Origin of the sequence: Methylobacterium phyllostachyos (genome assembly GCF_900103445.1) — a bacterium.
Lineage (GTDB): Bacteria > Pseudomonadota > Alphaproteobacteria > Rhizobiales > Beijerinckiaceae > Methylobacterium > Methylobacterium phyllostachyos.
Genome location: NZ_FNHS01000015.1, coordinates 152,160 through 174,775, shown reverse-complemented (window position 1 = coordinate 174,775; position 22,616 = coordinate 152,160). Strand labels below are relative to the sequence as shown.

The window sequence follows — 22,616 nt, the reverse complement described above, 5'->3', positions numbered from 1 at the left end:
ACCATCGCGCCGAACCCGCCCCGCGAGCCCTCCTCGATCGTGATCAGAACCTCGTGGCTCTGCGCCAGATCCAGGATCAGCGCCTCGTCCAGAGGCTTGGCAAACCGCGCATCCGCCACCGTCACGGCCACGCCCTGCTCGGCCAGCGTGTCGGCCGCCTTCAGCGCCTCTGCCAGACGCGTGCCCAGCGACAGGATCGCGACCCGCGCCTCCGCATCCTTGCGCACCACCCGGCCCTTGCCGACCGGCAGCACCGCGCCCCGCTCCGGCAGCTCGACGCCCACCCCCTCGCCGCGCGGGTAGCGCAGCGCGATCGGGCCGCTGTCATGGGCATGCGCCGTCGCCACCATGTGCACCAGCTCGGCCTCGTCGGCGGCCGCCATCACCGTCATGTTGGGCAGGCAGCACAGATACGCGAGATCGAACGCGCCCGCATGCGTCGCCCCGTCCGCGCCGACCAAGCCGGCCCGGTCCAGGCAGAACCGCACCGGCAGGTTCTGCAGCGCCACGTCGTGCACCACCTGGTCGTAGGCCCGCTGCAGGAAGGTCGAGTAGATCGCCACGAACGGCCGGTAGCCCTCGGTCGCCAGACCGCCCGCGAAGGTCACCGCGTGCTGCTCGGCGATGCCCACGTCGAAGGTCTTGTCCGGATGCGCCTTGCCGAACAGGTCGATGCCGGTGCCGCCGGGCATCGCCGCGGTGATCGCCACCACCTTGTCGTCGGCATCGGCCGCCTTGATCAGGCTCTCGCCGAACACCCGCGTGTAGGCCGGCGCGTTCGGCTTGGCCTTGGCCTGCACGCCCGAGACCACGTCGAACTTGACCACGCCGTGGTAGCGGTCGGCGGAGGCTTCCGCGGGCGCGTAGCCCTTGCCCTTCTGGGTGACGACGTGCAGCAGGATCGGGCCGTGCTCGGCGTCGCGGACGTTCTTCAGCACCGGCAGGAGGTGGTCGAGGTTGTGCCCGTCGACCGGGCCGACATAGTGGAAGCCCATCTCCTCGAACATCGTGCCGCCGCCGACCACCAGCGAGCGGGCATACTCCTCGGCCGCGGCCGCGCGCTGGTAGATCGCCTTTGGCAGGAGCTTGCCGAGCTGCTTGGCGGTCTCGCGCAGGGATTGGTAGGCGCCGCCGGACGCGAGCCGGGCGAGGTAGGCCGACATGGCGCCGACGGGGGGCGCGATCGACATGTCGTTGTCGTTGAGGATGACGATCAGGCGCGAGTGCAGGGCGCCGGCGTTGTTGAGCGCCTCGTAGGCCATCCCGGCCGACATCGAGCCGTCGCCGATCACCGCGATGGCGTTGCGGCGCTTCTGCGCGCCGCCCGTCTGCTTGGCGGTGGCGTTGTCGAGGTCGCGGGCGACCGCCATGCCCAGCGCGGCGGAGATGGAGGTGGAGGAGTGGGCGGCGCCGAAGGGATCGTAGACGCTCTCGCTGCGCTTGGTGAAGCCGGAGAGGCCGCCGCCCTGGCGGAGCGTGCGGATGCGGTCGCGGCGCTCGGTGAGGATCTTGTGCGGGTAGCACTGATGGCCGACATCCCAGACGATGCGGTCGTCGGGGGTGTCGAACACGTGATGCAGCGCGACGGTGAGCTCGACCACGCCGAGCCCCGAGCCGAGATGGCCGCCGGTGATCGAGACGGCGTCGATCATCTCGGCGCGCACGGCGTCCGCCACCGCCGGCAGCTCCGACTCGGGCAGACGGCGCAAAGCCGCCGGGTTCGGGACGCGGTCGAGAAGCGCACTCTGCTCGGGGGTAATCGCCACGGCATCAACCTCTAACGGATGGGATCGGTTTGATGGCCGAGCCTCAGGACATATCGAGCGGGGCCACGCCCTCGGGCCGCCCGTCGGAGCCGTGGGTGATCCGCTGGATCCGCGCCTCGGCCCGCTTGAGAAGCGCCTCGCAGTGCTTCTTCAGAAGCTCGCCGCGCTCGTAGATCGCCACCGACTCGTCGAGCGCCACGTCGCCCCGTTCAAGCCGGCGCACGATTTCCTCAAGCTGCTCCAGCGCCTTCTCGAAGGGCAGGTCGCCGGCGGCGGGGGCCACCTCGGGTCTGCTCGCATTCATCGCAGATACTTCCTTTGAACCGGTTCTACGGTGCCAGCCCCCGAGGCCACAACCCAGGGGACCAGGCCGCCGGGCCGTCCCAGGCCGCTTTGGAGCGATGCGGCGGCCTTTGCGCCACACCTTGCGCCATACTCGGCGCGGCACTTGGCGCGGCACTGGCGCCGCGCCCGTTGAAGGGCGTGGGTCACGTCAGCGTGAGGCAGAACGGCACACCCTCGAAGGCGTCCGCTCCGCGGCCGATCCGCGTGACGGCCGCCACCATGCGGCCTTCGCGTCCGAGCATCCGGTCGGCGATGGCCACGAACAGGGGATTGGGCGTCGCTGAGGGTGAGGCCGCCCGCAGGGTGTCGGCGATCGCACCTTCGTCGCGCTCCGGCGCCAGCGCGCAGGCCGCAATGTAGGCCGCGGCGGTCGAGCGGCTGATCCCGGCATAGCAGTGAACGACCAGCGGCTTCTCCCGTGGCCAGGCCCGGACAAACGCCAGGATGCCGGCCACATGCTCTTCAGCCGGCAAAACATGGCCGTCCCGCGGCTCCGCGATGTCGCTGACCCCGATGATGACGTGGTTGTCGGCCGCGATCACGGCAGGCCGCTCCAGGGGGGTCCCGACATTGATCAGGGTGAGCACGTGGCTCGCGCCGGTTGCGGCGACGGTCTCGGGCAGGCGCGAGAGCGGGCAGACATGAAGGGTCGACATGATGCGCGCGCCAGTGCCGTGCGATCGTGACGGATCGAGGGCGGGCGCCGGTCAATCCGGCCGGAGCGCCCGGAACCGCGCGAGAAACCGCGCTTCGGCCTCGGCGGTGGGCCACGGCTCGGTCAGGGCCGTGACCCAATCGGGCAGATCCTCTGTCTGGCCGAAATACAGTTCCGCCTCGTCGGCCGAGAAGCCCGCCAGCTGCACGGCCTCCAGATGAGCGGCGATCCGATCGGCCCGTTTGACGAGTTGGGCGAGGGGGAGGGAGGGGGCGGGCAGATCGAAGCGGCGGCGCATGGCTCCGAGGAGGCGCATCTCGACGTCGCGATAGGCGTCGCCGATCGCGGCCTTCAGGGGGGAGATGATGTCGCCGACCACGTATTCCGGTGCGTCGTGGAGCAGCAGTTCCAGGCCCTCGAGGTCGGCGCATCCGGGGTCGAGGTGGCGGCCCACCGCCTCGACCAGCAGGCTGTGCTGGGCCACCGAGAAGACGTGCGGGCCGCGGGTCTGGCCGTTCCAGCGGGCGACCCGGGCGAGCCCGTGGGCGATGTCGGCGATCTCGATGTCGCGGGGCGCGGGGTCGAGGAGGTCGAGGCGACGGCCGGAGAGCATCCGCTGCCACGCGCGGGGCGGCGCGTTCACGAGGCCCGCCCCAGCCCGGCGCAGGGACCATGCCGGTGGCAGCCGACGAGGTGGTCGTTGACCATGCCGACCGCCTGCATGAAGGCGTGCACGATGGTCGGCCCGCAGAAGGAGAAGCCCTCCGCCTTGAGGGCCTTGCCGATCGCCCGGGAGACCGGCGTCTCGGTCTGGATCTCGGAGCGGCTCCGGGCGGTGCCCTGGATCGGCCGGCCGTCCACGAAGTCCCAGAGGAAGCGCGCGAAGCCGGGGCCGCCGTCCTCGATCCGCAGCCAGGCCCGGGCGCCCGCGATGGTTCCGACGATCTTGGCGCGGTTGCGGATGATGCGGGTATCCTGCATCAGCCGCGCCACGTCATCCTCGGTGAAGCGGGCGATCCGTTCGGGATCGAAACCCGCGAAGGCGTCGCGGAACCCCTCGCGGCGGCGCAGGATCGTGATCCATGAGAGCCCGGCCTGGAACCCGTCCAGGATCAGCTTCTCGTAGAGCGCCCGGCCGTCATGCTCGGGCACGCCCCATTCGGTGTCGTGATAGGTGACGTAGAGTGGGTCGAGGCCGGCCCACCAGCAGCGGGCACAGCCGTCGGGGTGATGGATCAGGCCGGTCTCGGACATCGGACCGGTTTAACGAGAACAGGAGCGGAACGCTATCGCGGGTGAGTGTTTGCAGAGCTGCGTGATCCGAAATCACTCGGCCGTGCTTGTCGCGCCGTCAGGCATCGTGAAATTCGCGTAGCTCGGCCGCTCAAGCCGCACCGGGTATTCGCCCGCAAGCGGCGTCCCGCCGGCGGCCAGCGCGTCGCCCAGGCGGTCGATCCGCACCAGGGCGAGTCCGTGCGAGCCGGCGACGCTGCCCGTGGTACCCAGTACCTTGCCGCTCGCCGTGATCTCGGTCCCCGGGGCGGGGGCGCCCTCCGGGTAGGTGGCCGCCAGGATGCGGGTTCGGGCGGTACCCCGGTGCTGCATGCGCGAGACTACCTCCTGGCCGACATAACAGCCCTTCTTGAAGTCGATCCCGCCGAGCTGGTCCATCAGCGCCTCGTGCGGGAAGGCGTCACCGAAGGCGTAGTCGCGCCCGCCCTCCGGGATGCCGAGGGCGATCCGGTGCGCGTGGTAATCCGCCTCTGCGGCATCGGCCGAGAAAGCGCCCTCGGCGGCGTAGAGCCGGGCGCCGAGATCGACGTGGCGGCAATCGGCGACCGCTTCGGCCGCGGCCGGCACGGCCCCGCCCCAGGCGGCCGCGACCGCCACGGTCGGATCGGCGGCGATCGTCGCCTGCGCGCGCAGGCGGTACAGTGTCAGGCGCTTGGCGAGATCGGCCGCTCGGTCCGCCTGCACGTCGAACCGGAATCCGTCCGGCTGTCGCGAGACGAGGAAATCAAACAGGATCTTGCCCTGCGGCGTCAGCAGCCCGCCGAGGCGTGCCGCGGCGGGCTGGAGCGTCTCGACATTGCAGGTCAGCACGCCCTGGAGCAGCGCGGTGGCGTCCGGCCCGGTGACGGTGACGAGGGCGCGGTCCGGCAGCAGGGCAACGGGCATGGCAGAGAAGTCCTCACGCGACGGGGGCGGTCCGGCGGGCCGGACCGTGGAGCCGGGAGGTAATCGCTGGTCGCCCGCGCCTCAACCGTCCGCGATCAGCGCCTCAATGTTGAAGGGTGGTGGTGAAGGCGCCCCCGCGGATGCGCTCCGGGAACCCCTCCGCGTAACGGGCCGTGGCCTCCTCGCCGTAGGTCATCACCAGTTCCTGAAAGGCTGCGAACAGGGCGGCCTGAGCCATGCAATCACCGTCGAGACCATCGAGGCAGCCTTCCGCGAACGCTTCCGAGACGTAACTCAGCGCGACGCGCTTCTCCTCGACATCGACCTCGAGAGGAGCGGTCTGAGAGATGTGCTGCATGACCCGATACTTCCATTGCGCCGGGCACGGGGCCCGGTAGACACAACGGATGATAAGCAGGTCCCGGCGGCTCGGCCAGCCGGGAATTTCGGATCGGTTAACGCGCGGGCTCAAATTCGATGCTTTGCCGGCATCGTGGCGGGGTGTGTCGTGGGTGCATCACCCGATGGGGCACCTGCGGAATCACCCCCCGAAACGCCCGGCCAGGGCATGCGACAGCCGGTCGCCCTCGGCGACGTAGCGGGCGGCGGCCTCGTGGGCGGCCGGGGTGCAGACCCGGTAGGTCAGCGCGTAGCCCCGGTAGCCGCGGTTGTAGGCGCCGGCCAGGCGGTCGCGGCGAGCGGGGGTGACGCCCTCGGACTCGATCAACGCCTTCATGCGGGCTGGCCAGTCCGCGGCGTCGGGGGCCTCGCAGAGGCCGCGCAGGAAGGCGAGTGCCCCGATGATCTCGGACATGCGCAGCAGGTCGCGGTCGTAGGGGGCGGGGATGTCGGCGGGGGCGTTCACCTCCTTGGCTTCCTTGGGCGCCTCCTTGGGAGGCGCGGCCGCCCGGGTGCGCTGCTGCGCCCGGGCCGGCGCGGCGACCGAGACCGTGAGCAGGGCCAGCAGGCACAGGATCGTCGCCGGACGCCTCACGCCGTCGCCTCCCCGTCGTGCGCCGCGACGCGCGCGAAAGCCTCGCGCAGGGTGTCGATCAGGCCGGGTGTGGTCGGCAGGGTGGCGACCTCCGCGAGCGTCGCCCATCGGGTACCGAGGGCCTCGGGTCCGGCCACCGGCTCGCCGCCGTGCCACAGGGCGGCGTGCGGGTGGACGACGTAATGGTGCCGGGCGCGGCCGGCCTCGTCGCGGACGATGATCTCGGTGGGCGCGAGCACGCCGACCACCGCGGCGGTCAAGCCGACCTCCTCGGACAATTCACGCAGGGCCGCCTCCGCCAGGGATTCGCCGGCCTCCACGAGACCACCCGGCAGGGTCCAGACGCCCCGCATCGGCTCGTTGGCCCGCGCCGCCAGCAGGACCCGGTCGTCCCGGATCACCGCGATCGAGGCGCCCACGAAGGGCCGCGCGGGGAACAGGCGGCTGTCGGCGTCGGCACTCACGGTGTCCCCCCATCGGGGGCGACAACCGCCACCCGTCCGTCGGCGAGGCCGACCAGCAGCCGCGCCGCCGTCCCCGTGCCGAGGACCACGATGCCGTTGGCGGCCGGCGCGGGCAGCGTCACGCGCAGGCGCTCGTGCAGCGAAGCCTTAGCCGTCACGAGGGCGATCTCGGGGCGTCCCGCCACCGGCAGCACCAGCTCGGGCGGTCCGCCCCCGGCCGGGTCAGTGACGGCGAGATCCGCATCGCCCGCGCCGGCCGCGTAGCCCGCGGCCTCGCCGGCGGGCTCGATCCGGTCGGGTTGCAGCGTCCAGAGCTGCAGCCGGCCGGCCGCGCTGACCGTCGCGGCCTGAAGCGTGCCGGATCCGGCGAAATCGGCGATGCCGGCGATCTTTAGGGGTGGGCCGGGCTGCGGCGGCGTGCGCGCCGTGACGGCCCAGCCTCCTCCTGCATCCGGGTGGTCGATCAGCACGAGGCTGCCCGAATCGATACCCGACAGGGTCGCCGCCAGGAGGGCCGGACGACCGGCGAGGCGCAGCAGGCGTGGCCGCAGGGGGGCGAACACCGCCTCGCCACCCGCCGGCACCGTCGCGGTCGCGATCGGGACGGGCTTCGGATCGGTGCTCACCGCCATGGGCTGGCGCTCGCGGATCGTCAGGACGGTGGCGGCCGCGCCGCCATCGGGCGCGTGGGTTCGCCCGGTGAGATAGGCACTCAAGGGTCCCGAGAGGGCACGCCGCGTGCCCGGCAGGGCACCGCGCGGCGTTTCGGCGGCGGTCAAACCCTCCACGGCCTCGCGGCCGATCGGCTTCGCTGTGACGGCGCCGCCCGTCAGGGTGAGCACCGCCCCGCCTCCATCGCCCCAGACCACGGCAACCGGCGCGCTCGCTTCCTCGCCGGCTGCATGGCCGGCCGTGGCGCCCACGATCGGCAGCAGACCGGAGGTCGCCACCGAGACCGCGACCTCGCTGCGGGAGCCGCGCAGGGCGCTGACCGTGAAGGGCAGATCGAGGATCCGGACACCGGGCTCCGCCCGAACGCCTGCCAGGGGCGCCGTGCTCAGGAGTAGGGCCAGGAGAAACACGGCGCTCCGCCGTCCCAGGCGCGAACCGTCGCCGGCGGCCACGCTCGCGGGGGCGCGCATGCGGGTCAAACGTGCTGGCCGCCGTTGATGTGGAGTTCGGCCCCGTTCACGTAGGAGGAGGCCTCGGTGCACAGGAAGTAGATCGCCTTGGCGACCTCGTCCGGCGTGCCGAGCCGGCGCTGCGGGATCTGCTCCACGAGCTTCTCGGTGCCCGGCGACAGGATCGAGGTGTCGATCTCGCCGGGCGAGATGGCGTTCACCCGCACGCCGAGCGGCCCGAAATCGGCGGCCATCTCGCGGGTCAGGCCCGCCAGCGCGGCCTTGGAGGTGCCGTAGGCCGCCCCCGCAAAGGGGTGGACGCGCGAGCCCGCAATCGACGTCACGTTGACGACCGAGCCCTTGGCCCGCGCCAGTTCCTCGCGCAGGCCGCGGGCCAGCAGGATCGTGGCGAAGAGGTTGACCTGGAACACCCGCTGCCACGTGTCGAACTCGGTGGCCAGGGCGCCGAGGCGCTCGCCCTCGGGGCCCTTGGGCGAGATCCCGGCATTGTTGACGAGCGCGTGCAGCACACCCCCCTCGGCGGCGAGCCGGCCCCGGACTTCCTCGACGGCGCGCATCGTGTCCTGCGCGTCCGCGAGGTCGACCTGGAGATGGTCCTCGGGGCCCATCTCCCAGGGGCAGTTTTCCGGGAAGGCGTGGCGCGAGCAGGTGATCACGCGCCAGCCCGCGGCGGAGAAGCGCTTGACGGTGGCGTGGCCGATGCCCCGGCTCGCGCCCGTGAGCAGCATGATGCGCCGGCGATCGTTGACGGGGAGGGCCAAAGCCGTAAGCCTCGCTGGCGTGTCGGGATCGCGATCCGGTCGCAGGTCGTGCCGGTGAGCCTGAATGGTCTAGGCGCAGTGCGGCCGGAAATCCAGAGCGTGCTGCGGCGCGGAAAGGGAAGGCGGCGATGGCCGGGGAGCAGGACAGCACGGAGCGTATGCCGGCGATTCCGGCGGACCGGCTGACCCCGGCGCAGGCCGCGGCCGCGGCGGCCTTCGCGGCCGAGCGTGGCGTCCCGGTTTTCGGACCGTTCGTGCCGCTCCTGCGCAGTCCCGAGTTGATGCAGTGTGCGAGCCGGATGGGGCTCTACCTGCGCTACGGCAGCGCCCTGCCGCTGCGGATCAGCGAGTTCACGATCCTGATCGTCGCCCGGGCCTGGAGCCAGAAGGTCGAGTGGGCGATCCATCAGCCGATCGCCCTGAAGGCGGGCGTCGCCCCTGAGACCGCGCAGGCGCTGGCCGAAGGGCGCCGCCCCGACACGATGAGCGCCGACGAGGCGCTGGCCTATGATTTCTCGACCGAGCTGACGCACAACCGCGCGGTGAGCGACGCCACCTATGCCGCTGCGGTGGCGCGCTTCGGCGAGCAGGGCGTGATCGATCTCACCGGGATCAACGGCTACTACGCGCTGCTCGCCATGACGATGAACGTCGCCCGCACGGCGGTGCCGGAGGGGGATGGGGCGCCGCTGCTGCCGCTGGTGGGCTAGGGTTCGGGGCCGCGAGGCGGCTCCCGCTCGAAGCCGCACCCGCCGCACCGCTTGTGGCGCCGGCCGCTTCGGTCTAACCGTCCTCCCCTCGCGGGCGCCCCGTGCTGCCCGCCAACCCCCGACAACCCGGCCGGACGAGAGCCATGGTCGCCCATACCCGCGCCGATTCGGCGCCGAAGCCTCAGGACCCGGCGCTCGCCGGGGCCCGCATCCTCGTGGTCGAGGCGCGCTACTACGACGTCATCGCCGATGAGCTCCTGGCCGGTGCCCGCGCGGCGATCGAGGCGGCCGGCGCGCACGCGACCGTGGTGACGGTGGCCGGAGCCCTGGAGATCCCCGCCACCGTGGCGATCCTGCTCGACGCGCACGCCTACGACGCCGTGGTGGCTTTGGGCTGCGTGATCCGCGGCGAGACCGGCCATTATGACATCGTGGCCGGCGAGAGCGCCCGGGCGCTGATGGATCTCTCGGTCGACCGCCGGATCCCCCTCGGCAACGGCATCCTCACCGTCGAGACCGAGGCGCAGGCGCTGGCCCGTGCCCGGGTGGCCGAGATGAACAAGGGTGGCGGCGCGGCCGAGGCGGCGCTCGGCGTGCTCGCCCTCAAGCGCGCCGCCGAGGCCGCCCGCTCGCGATGACGGATAGCCAGATGACCGGGACCCCCGATACGAAGCCCGAGACCAGCGCCGAGCCGGCCGCCAAGGCGATCAGCCTGCGCACCGGGGCGCGCCTCGCCGTCGTGCAGGCGCTCTACGAGATGGATGTCTCCGGCAAGGGCGTCCTCGATGCGCTGGCCGAGTTCGAGGCCTTCTGGATCGGCCAGGAGGTCGACGGGATCGAACATCCCCAGGTCGAGACCGCCTTCTTCCGCGACCTCCTGCGCGGCACCGTCGAGGAGCAGCGGGCGATCGACCCGAAGCTCGATCAGGCTTTGGCCCAGGGCTGGCCGCTGCGGCGGATCGAGATCGTGCTCCGGGCGATCCTGCGGGCCGGCGCCTACGAGCTGATGTTCCGGAAGGACGTGCCGGCAGCGGCCGCCATCTCGGAATATGTCGACGTGGCCCACAGCTTCTATCCCGGCGACGAGCCAGGCCTCGTGAACGCGGTGCTCGACCGGCTCGCCCGGGAGGTTCGCCCCGGCGAGGTCGGGGCGCCCAAGGGCTCGAACAAGCCGGGTTCGTCCAAGCCGCTCCCCAACAAGCCGGCGCCCGGTAAGGCCTGACCCATGGCCGGGCCGGTCCGCGCCTCCGAGGAGGGGCTGATCGCCCGCTACTTCGCCCCGCTCGCCGGTCCCGGCGCCGACGGGCTCCGGGACGACGCCGCGACCCTCACGCCCTCGCCCGGCCACGACCTCGTCCTCACCACCGACGCCATCGTGGCGGGGGTGCACTACTTCCCGGACGATCCGCCGGCCTCGATCGCCCGCAAGGCGCTCGGCGTGAATCTGTCCGACATCGCCGCCAAGGGCGCGGTGCCGCGCGGTTTTCTTTTGACCCTGGCGCTGCCCGACGACTGGACCGAGGACTGGCTCGCCGGTTTCTCGTCTGGGCTCGGCGCGGCCGCCGCGGAGGCTTCCTGCCCGCTGCTCGGCGGCGACACGGTGCGCTCCGGCGGGCCGGCGCTGATCGGCGTGACGCTGATGGGCGAGGTGCCGGCCGGCGCGATCGTCCGCCGCAACACCGCGCGGATCGGCGACCGGATCTGTGTAACCGGCACGATCGGCGATGCGGCGCTCGGCTTGCGGCTGCGCCTTGAACCTGACGCCTCCTGGGCGGGCGGCCTCGATCCGGCTTTGCGGGCCGTGCTGGCCGACCGCTACCTGCACCCGCGTCCGCGCCTCGCCGCAGCCCCCGCGGTGCGCCGCCATGCGACCGCGTCTATGGATGTGTCGGATGGGCTCGCGGGCGATCTTGCCAAGATGCTGGGCGCGGGCCGCTCCGCCCGGATCGACGTGGCGGCCGTACCGCTCTCGGAGGCCGCGCGGCGTGCCTGCGCGGCGGAGCCGGGCCTGATCGAGGCGGTGCTGACCGGCGGCGACGATTACGAGATTCTCTGCACGGTAGCGCCGGAAGCGTTCGAGGCTTTTCGGACTGAGGCGGAGGCGGCCGGGGTGCCGCTGACCGCCATCGGCACCGTCACCGCAGGCGACGCGCCGCCGTGCTTCGCAATGACTGACGGCACAACCCACGTGTTCGTCGCTGGGGCCTTCAGCCACTTCTAAGGCGGTTTCCGGTTGAGACGTTCAGCCCGTCCGCCTGTGCGAGCTGCGCTGCGCTCGCTGCCGCAGCGGGGCGCCATTCAAACGGCCCCGCGCGACTGATCGCCGACACAGCTGTGCAGCCTTTGGAGCGACAGCAGGCCCGCTTCGTTACACGACCATTGAAGGTCAAAATCATGCATAATAATGCGTGATTTTGCTTTGCTACTCATTCCGCGCCGCAATGTATTCGCGCCGCATCGCAAGCGCACGAAAACGCGGCGTTTGCGCTCACCGGCGAAGTTTGGCAATCAAGGTGTTGTTCTGGGAAGGAAAGCCCCGAATCCGAGCACCGCGTCCCATGGCCGTTTCCCGACGGCCAAGCTCGGCAAGCATAAGCCCACGCCAGGCACGATAATAACAAGGACGGTCGCATGATTCCCCTGATTCTGATCATCGTGGGCGGGCTCTGCGCCGTCGCCTACGGCATCGTGACGATCCTCGACGTGATGCGGCGCGACGCCGGCACGCAGCGCATGCAGGAGATCGCCGCCGCGATCGCGGAGGGCGCGCAGGCCTATCTGCGGCGGCAATACACCACCATCGGCCTCGTCGGCGTGGTGCTGTTCGTGTTGCTCGCCGTGTTCCTCGGCATCAAGGTCGCCATCGGCTTCCTGATCGGCGCCGTGCTGTCGGGCGCCGCCGGCTTCATCGGCATGAATGTCTCGGTCCGGGCCAACGTGCGCACCGCCCAGGCCGCCTCGACCTCGCTCGGCGGGGGCCTCGACGTGGCCTTCCGGTCAGGGGCGGTGACCGGGATGCTAGTGGCGGGCCTCGCGCTGCTCGGCGTCGCCCTCTACTACCTCTTCCTCACCCGCGGCGCCCATCTCGACCCGTCGAGCCGCGAGGTGATCGACGCGCTGGTGGCTTTGGGCTTCGGCGCCTCGCTGATCTCGATCTTCGCCCGGCTGGGCGGCGGCATCTTCACCAAGGGGGCGGATGTCGGCGGCGACCTCGTCGGCAAGGTCGAGGCCGGCATCCCGGAGGATGATCCGCGCAACCCCGCCACCATCGCCGACAACGTCGGCGACAATGTCGGCGATTGCGCCGGCATGGCGGCCGACCTGTTCGAGACCTACGCGGTCACGATCGTCGCCACCATGGTGCTGGCCGCGATCTTCTTCTCCGGCCCCACCGGCAGCGGCCGGGACGTGCTGGAGCCGATGATGCTCTATCCGCTCGCCATCGGGGCGGCCTGCATCGTCACCTCGATCGCCGGCACCTACGCGGTGCGGCTCGGCGCCAACCAGTCGATCATGGGGGCGCTCTACAAGGGCCTGATCGCCGCCGGTGTGCTGTCGATCGCGGCGATCGCCATCGTCAACATGACGCTGCTCGGCGGATTCTCGACCACCTTCACCACCTCGACCGGCGTCACCTTCACTTCGGCCGGTCTGTTCGGCTGCGCGGTGATCGGGCTCGCCATCACGGCGCTGATCGTGGTGATCACCGAGTATTACACCGGCACCAATTTCCGTCCGGTGAAGTCGATCGCCGATTCGTCGGTCACCGGCCACGGCACCAACGTAATCCAGGGGCTGGCGATCTCGCTGGAATCGACGGCGCTCCCCGCCATCGTGATCGTGGCCGGCATCATCAGCACCTACGCGCTGGCCGGTCTGTTCGGCATCGCCATCGCGGTCACCGCCATGCTGGCGCTCGCGGGCTTCATCGTGGCGCTGGATGCCTTCGGGCCGGTCACCGACAATGCGGGCGGCATCGCCGAGATGGCGGGGCTGCCCTCGGAGGTGCGCAAGTCGACCGACGCCCTCGACGCGGTCGGCAACACCACCAAGGCGGTGACCAAGGGCTACGCGATCGGCTCGGCGGGCCTCGGCGCGCTGGTTCTGTTTGCCGCCTACACGTCGGACCTGAACTACTTCGTCGCTAATGCGAGCCCGACGCAGTACCGCTTCTTCCAAGGCGTCAGCGTCGATTTCTCGCTCTCCAACCCCTACGTGGTGGTGGGCCTCTTGCTCGGCGGCCTGATCCCGTTCCTGTTCGCCGGCATCGCCATGACGGCGGTGGGGCGCGCGGCGGGGGCGGTGGTGGAGGAGGTGCGGCGCCAGTTCCGGGAGAAGCCCGGGATTATGCAGGGCACCGACCGGCCCGATTACGGCCGGGCGGTCGACATGCTGACCCGCGCGGCCATCAAGGAGATGATCGTCCCCTCGCTGCTGCCGGTGCTGTCGCCGGTGGTGCTGTTCTTCGTCATCCAGCTGATCGCGGGCAAGAGCCAAGCCTTCGCCACGGTGGGGGCGAGCCTGCTGGGGGTGATCCTGACCGGCCTCTACGTGGCGATCTCGATGACCTCGGGCGGCGGCGCCTGGGACAACGCCAAGAAGTACATCGAGGACGGCCACCACGGCGGCAAGGGCTCGGACGCCCACAAGGCGGCGGTGACCGGCGACACGGTGGGCGACCCCTACAAGGACACGGCGGGCCCCGCCGTGAACCCGGCGATCAAGATCACCAACATCATCGCCCTGCTGTTGCTGGCGGTGCTGGCGCATAGCTGAGGGACAGGAGCCGCCGGGATCCGATCCAGGACCCCGACGTTCCGCGCCTCGGTAAATCAAGACGGCGAAGGCCGCCCGCCGGTCGGGCGGCCTATCGCGCGCGCAGGGTCCGTCGCGCCACGAGGCCGAGGGTGGAGCCCTGGACCACGATGGTGAACAGCACCACCGCGTAGGTCGCCGCGAGGATGGCGGGCTTGGCCTCGCTCTCCGGGATCGAGAGCGCCAGCGCCACCGAGATGCCGCCGCGCACGCCCGCCCAAGTCAGGAACGGCACGTTGCCGAGGGAGAGGTTGCCGCCCCACCGGAACAGCAGGACCGGCGCCGAGACCGCGACGAGGCGGGCGACGAGCACGATGGGGACGGCGCACGCGGCCAGCGCCAGGCCGGAGACCTGGAAGCGCAGGACGAGCACCTCCAGGCCGATCAGGAGGAACAGGACCGAGTTCAGCACCTCGTCCACGAGCGTCCACAGGGCGGAGACGTATTTCTGCGTGGTGTCGCTCATGGCGTAGCGCGGCGCGCGCTCACCGATCAGCAGCCCGGCGGCCACCACCGCGAGCGGACCGCTCGCCCCGAGCTTCTGCGCGAGGGCGTAAGTCCCGGTGACGAGGGCCAGCGTGATCAGCACCTCGACGGGGAAATCGTCGATGGCCTTCATCGCGCGATAGGCGATGTAGCCGGTCACGATGCCCAACAGAACGCCGCCCCCGGCCTCGTGGAGGAGAAGCGTCGCCACCCCGCCCGCGCTCGTCGCCGCGCCACCCTTGCCGGCCGCGAAGGCGACGAGCACCGTGAACAGCACGATGCCGATGCCGTCGTTGAACAGCGCCTCGCCCTGCATCTCGACTTCGAGGGCCTCCGGCACCTTCACGTTCTTCAGGGTGGCCAGCACCGCGACCGGGTCGGTCGGGCTGATCAGCGCGCCGAACACGAGGGCCCAGGCCAGAGGCACCGGGCTGCCGAGCGCCTGTCCCGCCGCCCAGAACGCCCCGCCGACCACGGCCGTCGACACGAGCGTCCCGAGCAGCGCCAGGGTCGCCACCGCGACGGCCCGGTCGCGTAGGGCACGGAGGTCGAGGTTCAGGGCGCCGGCGAACAGCAGGAAGGCCAGCATGCCGTTCATCACCACGCCGGTGAAGTCGACTTGGTCGAGGACGCGGGTCAGATCCTCGTAGAGGTGCTGGCCGGGGAAGACGACGTCGGCGAGCACCAGCGCGAGCGAGGCGAGGAGGCCCATCACGAGGAGCCCGATGCTGTGCGGCATCCGCAGGAAGCGGCGGTTCAGCCAACCGAACAGAGCCGACAGCGTCAGCAGCAGGGCAGCAAGGTCGAAGATCGAGATCAAAGGCTGTCCTTCCCGCCCGCGGCCGACCGAACCGCGCCCGGCGGGCCGCCGCGTTCGATGGGCCACGACCGGAACGCCCCTCCATGCCGATCGTTGCCGGCCTCGGGGGTGTCGGTTCGGAACGATGAGCGCGCGCGTCAAAGCCTGGCTGGAGACCCTCGGCGACCTGTTCTGGCTCCGCCCGGCCCTCGTCGTCCTCGGCTGCATCCTGCTGGCGCAGTTCGGAATCTGGCTGGAGATGGCCCACGTCGCCGGCTACGACGCCTCGTCGCCGGATGCGAACTGGGGCTATTCCGGCGGCGCCGAGGGCGCGCGGGCGCTGCTCAGCGCCATCGCCTCCTCGAACATCGGGGTCGCGGGCACGACCTTCTCCATCACGATCGCGGCCCTGACCCTGGCCTCCGGCCAGATGGGTCCCCGCCTCCTGCGCAACTTCATCCGCAATGGCCGAAACCAGACGGTGCTCGGCATCTTCCTCGGGACCTTCGCGTACGCGCTGATGGTCCTGCGCACGGTGCGCACGGTGGAGGAGAACCCGTTCGTCCCGCACCTCGCCATCACCGGCGCCCTCGTCCTGGCGCTGGTCGCGGTCGGCACCCTGGTCTGGTTCGTCCACCACATCGCCACGAGCATCAACATCGAGACCGTGGTCGACGCCGTCCAGCAGGACCTGTGCCGGGCCATCGCGGCCTATACCCGAGACGAACCGGGCGCGGCCCGCCCCGACGATGCGCCGACCGGAAGGGCCCTGGCGGCGACGGGCGGTGGCTACGTGCAGGCCATCGACGAGGATACGCTGGCGGACTGGGCCCAGGCACACCGCATCCGGGTGACCCTGCGGGTGCGGCCGGGCGACTACGTGCCGAGCGGCTTCCCCATCGCGCACCTGTCGATGCACGCCGATGGGGCCGAGGCGGCGATCCGCGATGCGGTGACGCTGGGGCGGCGCCCCGCCGCGCTTCAGGACCCGGAATACTCGATCCGGCAGCTGGTCGAGATCGCGGTCCGGGCGCTCTCGCCGGGCATCAACGACCCGTTCACCGCCGGCAGCGTCGTCGACCATCTCGGCGATGCCCTGTGCCGGATCGCCCCGCGACACCTGCCGGCCGGCGTGGTGCTGCGCGCCGGTCGCCCCGTGCTGGTCCATCCGGTGACGGATTACGACGGGTTGTGCGACGCCATGTTCCACATGATCCGGCAAAACGCGGCCGGGTCGGTCCATGTCCTGGGCCGGATGCTCGACGTGCTCGCCCGTGTTGCCGAGGTCGAGAGGCGGTCGGACCGGGCGGCGGAACTCGCCCGGCACGCCGCTCTCGTCATCGCCGCCGCCCGGCGCGATGTGGCGGACCCGTCCGACCTCGCCGACCTGGAGGACCGCTACCGGCGGTTCCACGACCGCGCGTCGAGCCGCGCGTAGGCAGCCGAGGCCGTGAGAGCTGGCCCCGATCCGAGGGGGCGGCTCAGGCCGGAACGCCGCTGCGGCACGCGCTTTGCCGGCGCCCTGCGGTGTCGCCGGCCGCCATGTGTGCCCCCGCACGCCGCAATCGTTCCGGTTGCGCCGCACCTTGGCATCGCCGCGCCGCAGCGCCACCTCGGCCACGGATTAAACCGGACGCGGCGCCGCCGCCCAGCACGAGGTACCCCATGCCGTCCCTGCTCGACCCGATCCGCATCGGCGCCATCGAGGCGAAGAACCGGATCTTCATGGCCCCGCTCACCCGCGGCCGCGGGACTCGCGAGCACGTGCCGACCCCGATCATGGCCGAGTACTACGCCCAGCGCGCCGGCGCCGGCCTGATCCTCAGCGAGGCCACCGGCATCTCGCAGGAGGGCCTCGGCTGGCCCTACGCGCCGGGCATCTGGTCCGACGCCCAGGTCGACGCATGGCGGCCGATCGTGAAGGCGGTCCACGACAAGGGCGGCAAGATCGTCTGCCAGATCTGGCACATGGGCCGGATGGTCCATCCGGACTTCCTCGGCGGCGCGAAGCCGATCTCGGCCTCCGCCACCACGGCGCCCGATCAGGCCCACACCTACACGGGCAAGAAGCCCTACGGCGAGGCCCGCGCCCTGGAACTCGCCGAGATCCCGCGCCTGCTCGCCGATTACGAGCGCGCCACCGCCAACGCCCTGGCGGCCGGGTTCGACGGCGTGCAGATCCACGCGGCGAACGGCTACCTGATCGACGAGTTCCTGCGCGACGGCACCAACCACCGCACCGACCAGTACGGCGGCGCGATCGAGAACCGCGTGCGGCTGCTGCGCGAGGTGACCGAGGCGGTGGCGAAGGTCGCAGGAGCCGAGCGCACCGGCGTGCGCCTCTCGCCGAACGGCGCGATCCAGGGCTGCAACGATTCGAACCCCGAGCCGCTGTTCGTGGCTGCCGCTCAGGCGCTGGCCGATCTCGACATCGCCTTCCTGGAGATGCGCGAGCCGGGTCCGAACGGGACCTTCGGCAAGGCCGATCATCCGCCGATCGCCCCGGCGATGCGGCGCGTGTTCCGCAACCCGATGATCCTCAACGCCGATTATGACGGGGTCAGCGGACAGAAGGCGCTGGATGCCGGCGCGGCCGACGCCATCGCGTTCGGGCGGACCTTCATCGCCAATCCCGACCTGCCCGAGCGGATCGCCAAGGGTGCGCCGCTCAACAAGGACGATGCGCAGACTTGGTACAGCCAGGGGCCGGAGGGCTACATCGACTATCCGACCCTCGGAGAGGCCCGCGCCGCGTAGGGCTGCGGCTCGATCGGCTGCCGCGCCCGTCGTGGGCGCGGCTTCCTCGCGGGCGCGACCACATGGGGTTGCGCCAAACCCGGGTCGAACCCCTTAGCCGCAACCCTAAGTCCTTACAGTTCCGCAATCTCCGATCCGAATCGGTGTCCACGTCCGCACTGAGCGCCCTAGGCAGCGGAACCCAACAGGCCTATGTGACGGCCGAACCATGGATGTGCCGGCACCTCACGCGCTCGCGGCTTCCGAACCGACCGGCGGCCCCTGGAGCACCGCAGCCCGGATCGCGGAACTGCGCGACCTCGCGATCCTCGATACCGAGTCCGAGCCGCTCTACGACGACCTCGTGCGGGTCGCGGCCTATGTCTGCCGCGCGCCCGTCGCCCTTGTCAGCCTCGTGGATGCCGAGCGGCAATGGTTCAAGTCGGAGGTCGGCCTCGGCAAGCGCGAATTGCCGATCAGCTGCTCGGTCTGCGCCCACACGATCGAAGCGGGGGCGCTGCTCGTCATCCCCGACCTGACCGCGGATCCCCGGACGATCGAGAACCCGCTGGTGAGCGGGCCCGAGGGCTTCCGCTTCTACGCAGGGGCGGTGATCCGGGGCGGACAGGGCATCCCGCTCGGCGCCCTCTGCGTGCTCGACCGGACGCCGCGGCCGGAGGGACTCGATTCGGAGCAGGAGGCCACCCTCCTCGCCCTGGCGCGCCAGATCTCCAGCCTGCTGGAACACCGCCGGACCCTGGCGCAGGTGGCGAGCCGCGAGGCGGAGCTCGCCGCGAGCGAGCGCCGCTTCCGGGTGATGACCGCGGCGATGCCCCAGATGGTCTGGACCACCCGGCCGGACGGGTTCCACGACTACTACAACGACCGCTGGTACGAGTTCACCGGCGTGCCCTACGGCTCCACCGACGGGGAGGGCTGGAACGACATGTTCCATCCCGACGACCAGGAGCGGGCCTGGGCGCGCTGGCGCCACTCCCTGGCCACCGGCGAGCCCTACGAGATCGAATACCGCCTGCGCCACAACAGCGGCGCGTATCGCTGGACGCTGGGCCGCGCCATGCCGATCCGCGATGCCGCGGGGCGGATCGAGCGCTGGTTCGGCACCTGCACCGACATCGACGACCTGAAGCAGGCCGAGACCGAGGCGCGCAAGCTCGCCGCCATCGTGGAGACCTCGAAGGACTTCATCGGCCTCTGTACCCTCGACGGCGCCATCACCCATCTCAACGAAGCCGCGCTGACGCTGGTCGGCCTGCCCGACCTCGCCGCCGCCCGCCGGCACCGGATCCCCGACTTCTTCACCGACGACAGCCGCCGGATCCTGGAGGAGACCGCGATGCCGGCGATGCGCCGGGACGGGTTCTGGGAGGGCGAATTGGCCTTCCGGCACTTCGTCACGGGCGAGCCGGTCGCGGTGCTCTACAACATCTTCCCGGTACGGGATCCGACCGGGGCCGAGATCGGCTACGCCACCGTCACCCGCGACCTGCGGGAGGTCAAGCGCGCCGAGGAGGCCCGCGACCTGCTGATCCGCGAGCTGTCGCACCGGATCAAGAACATCTTCGCGGTGGTCGGCGGTTTGGCAGCGCTCACCGCCCGGAGCGACCCCGCGGCCCAGCCCTTCGCCAAGGCGTTCCGCGAGCGGCTCGGCGCCCTGGCGCGGGCCCACGAATATGTCCGGCCGCATTCCCCCGACAGCGCCCCCGCGGTGGCGGGGCAGACCGTGCTGGGCCTGATGCGCCTGATCATGGCGGCCTACGAGGAGGGCGGGCAGGCTCGGGTCGCGATCTCGGGGGATGATGCCGAGATCGGCGAGCGTACCGCGACTGCGCTGGCGCTGATCATGCACGAGCAGGCCACCAACGCCATGAAGTATGGCGGTCTCTCCACCAAGGAGGGCGGCGTCTCCTTGAGCGGTCTGCGTGAGGCGGGGCGCTACACCCTGACCTGGCAGGAGGCCGGCGGCCCACCGGTCACTGGGACACCGTCGCGGAAGGGATTCGGCACGGTGCTAGCGGAGCGCAGCGTCGCCGGCCAGCTCGACGGCGTGCTGGAGCACGACTGGGCGCCCGGCGGCCTCCTGATGCGGCTCAGCGTACCGATCGAGAATCTCCGGGCCTGAGATGGTCCGTCAGACGGACGGCACCGGGCCGCGCCTCGTCGTGCTCGATTTCGACGGGACCCTCGCCGACAGCTTCGATTGGTTCTGCTCGGTGATGAACGGCGTCGCCGCGCGCTACCGCTTCCGTCAGGTCGAGGCGCATGAGGTCGAAGGCTTACGCCTCCAGGGTGCCCGCGCCATCGTGGCCTATCTCGGCATCCCGCGTTGGAAGCTGCCGTTGATCGCCCGCCATATGCATCGGCTTGCGGCCCGCGACGCGGCGCAGATTGCGCTGTTTCCGGGCGTGCCCGAGATGCTGGCCGGCATCAGGCAGGCCGGCGTACCGATGGCGGTCCTGTCGTCGAATCGCGCCGATACGGTGCGGCGTGTGCTCGGGCCGGACAATGCCGCCCATATCGACGCCTATGCCTGCGGGGCCTCGCTGTTCGGCAAGGCACGGCGCTTGCGGAAGCTTCTGGCGCGCCGGGGTGTGGCGCCGGCGCAGGCCTTGTGCGTCGGCGACGAGATCCGCGACCTGGAAGCGGCGCGAGCCGTGGGCTGCCCGTTCGGCGCGGTGGCCTGGGGCTACACTGACCCGCAGGCGCTGGCGGCGCAGGGCCCCGAGCACCTGTTCTCGAAGCCGCAGGAGATCGCCCGCCTGCTGGCGGGCGCCCCGGCTCACATGCCGCGGTTGGCGCCCGGCACGACGCTGGCGCCGTTGCCGCTGCCGAACGGCTCGTAGCGGGTCAGGCCGCGGAACAGCTGGCTGATGAAGGCCCGGTCGGCGCCGCTCGTCGGCGTGGTGCGCTCGATGAAATCGAACACGCGCCCGTCCTGCAGACCGTAGAGCGCCACACGCTCGACCTTGAAGGCGGGGGTGAAGTAGACGGCCGTGACCTTCTGGTCCTCGACCTGCTCGCCCATGAACATGATCGTGCGGCGGGTGTTCTGGGAGATGTAGTACCAGGACTTGTTGCCGACCGTGGACACCGTGGAGGGCGTGCCGAGGATCTGCAGCACCTGCTCGGGGCTCATGCCGGGCTTGATCGTGGCGAGCGCCGCCTGATCGACTTGATAGCCGTGGCGCAATTCCTCGCCGACGCAGGCGGACAGGCCGACTCCCGCGAGGCCGAGCAGGGCGAGGCGCGCGAAGGACTGGACGAGACGGCGCCGCATCGGGCCCCCAGGAAACGTGTGGACGGACGGGACGCAACCGATGCCGCCGGCACGGATTTCCGGCGACGCTTGCGCCCTGGGCGTGGGTTGCCGTACCGCGGGGTTATGGCTTTGACAAGGCAAGCTTGGCCACACTTCCCGGCGGCTTGGCACCGATGGGCGTGGCACCAATGATCGCGGGACTGTTCCGACGGGCGAATGCGCGGCGGCAGGCCGTCGAGGGCTTGCACGTGGCGCTCAGCATGGCGGCCCGCCGCCCGGGCCTCTACACGCGGCTCGGCGTGCCCGACACCGTGGAGGGCCGGTTCGAGGCCCTGTGCCTGCATGCCATCCTGGTCCTGCGCCGGCTGAACCGTCTGCCGGCCCCGGCCGCCGAGGTGGCGCAGGATCTTGTAAATTCCGTCTTCACCCAGCTCGATGCGTCCCTGCGCGAGCTGGGCGTCGGCGACATGGGCGTGGGGAAGCGGATGAAGAAGCTCGGCGCCGCCTTCTACGGCCGGGCCACCGGCTACGACGCCGCCCTGGACGCGGGCGACACGGAGGCCCTGCGCGCGGTGCTCGTCCGCAACGTGCTCGGTGGCGAGGGGGACGGGGCAGGGCTCGCCGCCTACGTGCAGGTCTCCGACGCGGCGCTCGCGAGCGCGGATCTCGATGCGCTGCTCGGGGCCGGGCCGCCCTTTCCGGAGCCGGACGGCTTCACGCCGATCAGAGAAGAAGGAGCCATCGCATGAGTCGGGACAGCCGCCGGGAGAACCCGCAGGACAGCGGCCCGCTCACGCGCTGGGTCAGTGTCGATCGCCTGCCCCAGGGGCGGGGTGCCGTCACCGTTGAGGCGAGCCCTGCCGAATGCGCGGCTTTGGCCGCCGACTTCAAGATTCCCGGCATCCGCGATCTGGTGGGCCACTTCGCCATTTCGGGCCCCACCAGCCGCCTCACCGTGACCGGCACCGTGGAGGCGCTGGTGACGCAGGTCTGCACCGTCAGCCTCGAACCGTTCGAGGCGCCGGTCCGCGAGCCGGTGGAGGTGGTGTTCACCGACACCGACCAGCTCGCCGGCACCGACGCCGAGGATGCCGATATCCCCGATCCGCTGGTCGGCGGGCGCCTCGATTTCGGCGCGCTCACCGCCGAGTTCCTAGCGCTGGGCCTCGACCCCTATCCGCGCAAGCCCGGCATCGCCTTTGAGCCGGTGGTGGCGGGCGACGATGCGGGTCCGCTCGCCGCGCTGGCCAAGCTGCGCGACGGCGAGGGCTGACCTTTCGCGGGTGTGGCGCGCCGGCCTTTTCCCGGGCGCATGCAGCGCGGAATGGACCCGGGATCCAGCGCACAATGAAGCGAAGCGCCTCTGTGGAGCGATCTGTGCCGCTTGCGCGGCGCTCCGTGTGCTGGATCCCGGATCAGGTTCCGCTAACGCTTCACCTGTCCGGGAAAAGGGTGTGTTTGTGGCAATCGCGCGGCGAGCGTGCG

The 22,616-nt window shown here is 71.1% G+C and carries 24 protein-coding genes; 11 read left to right on the top strand and 13 right to left on the bottom strand.

What is annotated here, in order from left to right; genetic code table 11:
* From dxs to BLQ49_RS22920, 11 genes are all read right to left on the bottom strand, one after another.
* On the bottom strand, window positions 1-1,766 hold a 1,766-nt coding region (gene dxs / locus BLQ49_RS22970; protein ID WP_208859100.1), incomplete at its 3' end, for a 1-deoxy-D-xylulose-5-phosphate synthase.
* Window positions 1,767-1,809: 43 nt separating this feature from the next.
* Window positions 1,810-2,070, bottom strand: a complete 261-nt coding sequence (locus tag BLQ49_RS22965) for an exodeoxyribonuclease VII small subunit (protein ID WP_091720169.1) — start codon at window positions 2,068-2,070, stop codon at window positions 1,810-1,812.
* Window positions 2,071-2,254: 184 nt separating this feature from the next.
* Window positions 2,255-2,767, bottom strand: a complete 513-nt coding sequence (locus BLQ49_RS22960; RefSeq protein ID WP_091720166.1) for a tyrosine phosphatase family protein — start codon at window positions 2,765-2,767, stop codon at window positions 2,255-2,257.
* Between the two features lie 51 nt (window positions 2,768-2,818).
* Window positions 2,819-3,379: an HD domain-containing protein gene (locus BLQ49_RS22955; protein ID WP_091720164.1), complete on the bottom strand. Its 561-nt coding sequence runs from the start codon at window positions 3,377-3,379 to the stop codon at window positions 2,819-2,821.
* A 26-nt stretch (window positions 3,380-3,405) separates the two neighbouring features.
* Window positions 3,406-4,020: a DNA-3-methyladenine glycosylase I gene (locus BLQ49_RS22950; protein ID WP_091720161.1), complete on the bottom strand. Its 615-nt coding sequence runs from the start codon at window positions 4,018-4,020 to the stop codon at window positions 3,406-3,408.
* A gap of 72 nt (window positions 4,021-4,092) precedes the next feature.
* Window positions 4,093-4,944, bottom strand: a complete 852-nt coding sequence (ygfZ, locus tag BLQ49_RS22945) for a CAF17-like 4Fe-4S cluster assembly/insertion protein YgfZ (RefSeq protein WP_091720158.1) — start codon at window positions 4,942-4,944, stop codon at window positions 4,093-4,095.
* 103 nt (window positions 4,945-5,047) lie between these two features.
* Window positions 5,048-5,302: a hypothetical protein gene (locus BLQ49_RS22940; RefSeq protein WP_091720156.1), complete on the bottom strand. Its 255-nt coding sequence runs from the start codon at window positions 5,300-5,302 to the stop codon at window positions 5,048-5,050.
* Window positions 5,303-5,485: 183 nt separating this feature from the next.
* Window positions 5,486-5,938 (bottom strand): TIGR02301 family protein, encoded by a 453-nt coding sequence (locus tag BLQ49_RS22935; RefSeq protein WP_244507727.1) that lies wholly within the window; start codon window positions 5,936-5,938, stop codon window positions 5,486-5,488.
* Window positions 5,935-6,402 (bottom strand): NUDIX hydrolase, encoded by a 468-nt coding sequence (locus BLQ49_RS22930; RefSeq protein WP_091720150.1) that lies wholly within the window; start codon window positions 6,400-6,402, stop codon window positions 5,935-5,937. Before BLQ49_RS22930 ends, BLQ49_RS22935 begins: the two co-directional genes overlap by 4 nt.
* Entirely contained in the window at window positions 6,399-7,544 is a 1,146-nt protein-coding gene (locus BLQ49_RS22925; RefSeq protein ID WP_208859099.1) for a hypothetical protein, read from the bottom strand. The genes BLQ49_RS22930 and BLQ49_RS22925 overlap by 4 nt, the downstream gene beginning before the upstream one ends.
* Window positions 7,545-7,549: 5 nt before the next feature.
* On the bottom strand, window positions 7,550-8,350 hold the full coding sequence (locus BLQ49_RS22920; RefSeq protein WP_425284027.1) for an SDR family NAD(P)-dependent oxidoreductase: 801 nt from the start codon (window positions 8,348-8,350) through the stop codon (window positions 7,550-7,552).
* A gap of 83 nt (window positions 8,351-8,433) precedes the next feature.
* Between BLQ49_RS22920 and BLQ49_RS22915 the strand changes: the two genes are divergently transcribed.
* From BLQ49_RS22915 to BLQ49_RS22895, 5 genes are all read left to right on the top strand, one after another.
* On the top strand, window positions 8,434-9,015 hold the full coding sequence (locus BLQ49_RS22915) for a carboxymuconolactone decarboxylase family protein (protein ID WP_091720147.1): 582 nt from the start codon (window positions 8,434-8,436) through the stop codon (window positions 9,013-9,015).
* Between the two features lie 143 nt (window positions 9,016-9,158).
* The gene (gene ribH, locus BLQ49_RS22910; protein WP_091720145.1) at window positions 9,159-9,653 is read left to right on the top strand and encodes a 6,7-dimethyl-8-ribityllumazine synthase; all 495 of its coding nucleotides are present in this window, start codon (window positions 9,159-9,161) and stop codon (window positions 9,651-9,653) included.
* A gap of 11 nt (window positions 9,654-9,664) precedes the next feature.
* Window positions 9,665-10,237 (top strand): transcription antitermination factor NusB, encoded by a 573-nt coding sequence (gene nusB / locus BLQ49_RS22905; RefSeq protein WP_091720142.1) that lies wholly within the window; start codon window positions 9,665-9,667, stop codon window positions 10,235-10,237.
* A 3-nt stretch (window positions 10,238-10,240) separates the two neighbouring features.
* On the top strand, window positions 10,241-11,236 hold the full coding sequence (thiL, locus tag BLQ49_RS22900; protein WP_091720140.1) for a thiamine-phosphate kinase: 996 nt from the start codon (window positions 10,241-10,243) through the stop codon (window positions 11,234-11,236).
* A gap of 410 nt (window positions 11,237-11,646) precedes the next feature.
* Window positions 11,647-13,791, top strand: coding sequence for a sodium-translocating pyrophosphatase (locus BLQ49_RS22895; protein ID WP_091720137.1), 2,145 nt, complete (start codon window positions 11,647-11,649; stop codon window positions 13,789-13,791).
* A 91-nt stretch (window positions 13,792-13,882) separates the two neighbouring features.
* On the opposite strand, the gene BLQ49_RS22890 is transcribed toward BLQ49_RS22895, so the two are convergent.
* On the bottom strand, window positions 13,883-15,136 hold the full coding sequence (locus BLQ49_RS22890) for a cation:proton antiporter (RefSeq protein ID WP_091720133.1): 1,254 nt from the start codon (window positions 15,134-15,136) through the stop codon (window positions 13,883-13,885).
* A 124-nt stretch (window positions 15,137-15,260) separates the two neighbouring features.
* Between BLQ49_RS22890 and BLQ49_RS22885 the strand changes: the two genes are divergently transcribed.
* The 4 genes from BLQ49_RS22885 to BLQ49_RS22870 all read left to right on the top strand — a co-directional run bounded on the left by BLQ49_RS22885 (window position 15,261) and on the right by BLQ49_RS22870 (window position 20,715).
* On the top strand, window positions 15,261-16,553 hold the full coding sequence (locus BLQ49_RS22885; RefSeq protein ID WP_091720125.1) for a DUF2254 domain-containing protein: 1,293 nt from the start codon (window positions 15,261-15,263) through the stop codon (window positions 16,551-16,553).
* Window positions 16,554-16,780: 227 nt separating this feature from the next.
* Window positions 16,781-17,872 (top strand): alkene reductase, encoded by a 1,092-nt coding sequence (locus BLQ49_RS22880; protein WP_091720124.1) that lies wholly within the window; start codon window positions 16,781-16,783, stop codon window positions 17,870-17,872.
* A 208-nt stretch (window positions 17,873-18,080) separates the two neighbouring features.
* Complete coding sequence (locus BLQ49_RS22875) at window positions 18,081-19,994, top strand: PAS domain S-box protein (RefSeq protein ID WP_091720122.1); 1,914 nt, start codon at window positions 18,081-18,083, stop codon at window positions 19,992-19,994.
* Window position 19,995: 1 nt separating this feature from the next.
* Window positions 19,996-20,715: an HAD hydrolase-like protein gene (locus BLQ49_RS22870; protein WP_091720119.1), complete on the top strand. Its 720-nt coding sequence runs from the start codon at window positions 19,996-19,998 to the stop codon at window positions 20,713-20,715.
* On the opposite strand, the gene BLQ49_RS22865 is transcribed toward BLQ49_RS22870, so the two are convergent.
* Window positions 20,652-21,149: an outer membrane protein assembly factor BamE gene (locus BLQ49_RS22865; RefSeq protein WP_091720117.1), complete on the bottom strand. Its 498-nt coding sequence runs from the start codon at window positions 21,147-21,149 to the stop codon at window positions 20,652-20,654. The genes BLQ49_RS22870 and BLQ49_RS22865 overlap by 64 nt on opposite strands.
* Before the next feature lie 170 nt (window positions 21,150-21,319).
* Here BLQ49_RS22865 and BLQ49_RS22860 point away from each other — a divergent pair, with 170 nt between their 5' ends.
* Both BLQ49_RS22860 and BLQ49_RS22855 read left to right on the top strand, forming a co-directional pair.
* Complete coding sequence (locus BLQ49_RS22860) at window positions 21,320-21,880, top strand: ubiquinol-cytochrome C chaperone family protein (protein WP_091720110.1); 561 nt, start codon at window positions 21,320-21,322, stop codon at window positions 21,878-21,880.
* Entirely contained in the window at window positions 21,877-22,404 is a 528-nt protein-coding gene (locus BLQ49_RS22855) for a YceD family protein (protein ID WP_091720108.1), read from the top strand. Before BLQ49_RS22860 ends, BLQ49_RS22855 begins: the two co-directional genes overlap by 4 nt.
* The last annotated feature ends 212 nt before the right edge of the window (window positions 22,405-22,616 follow it).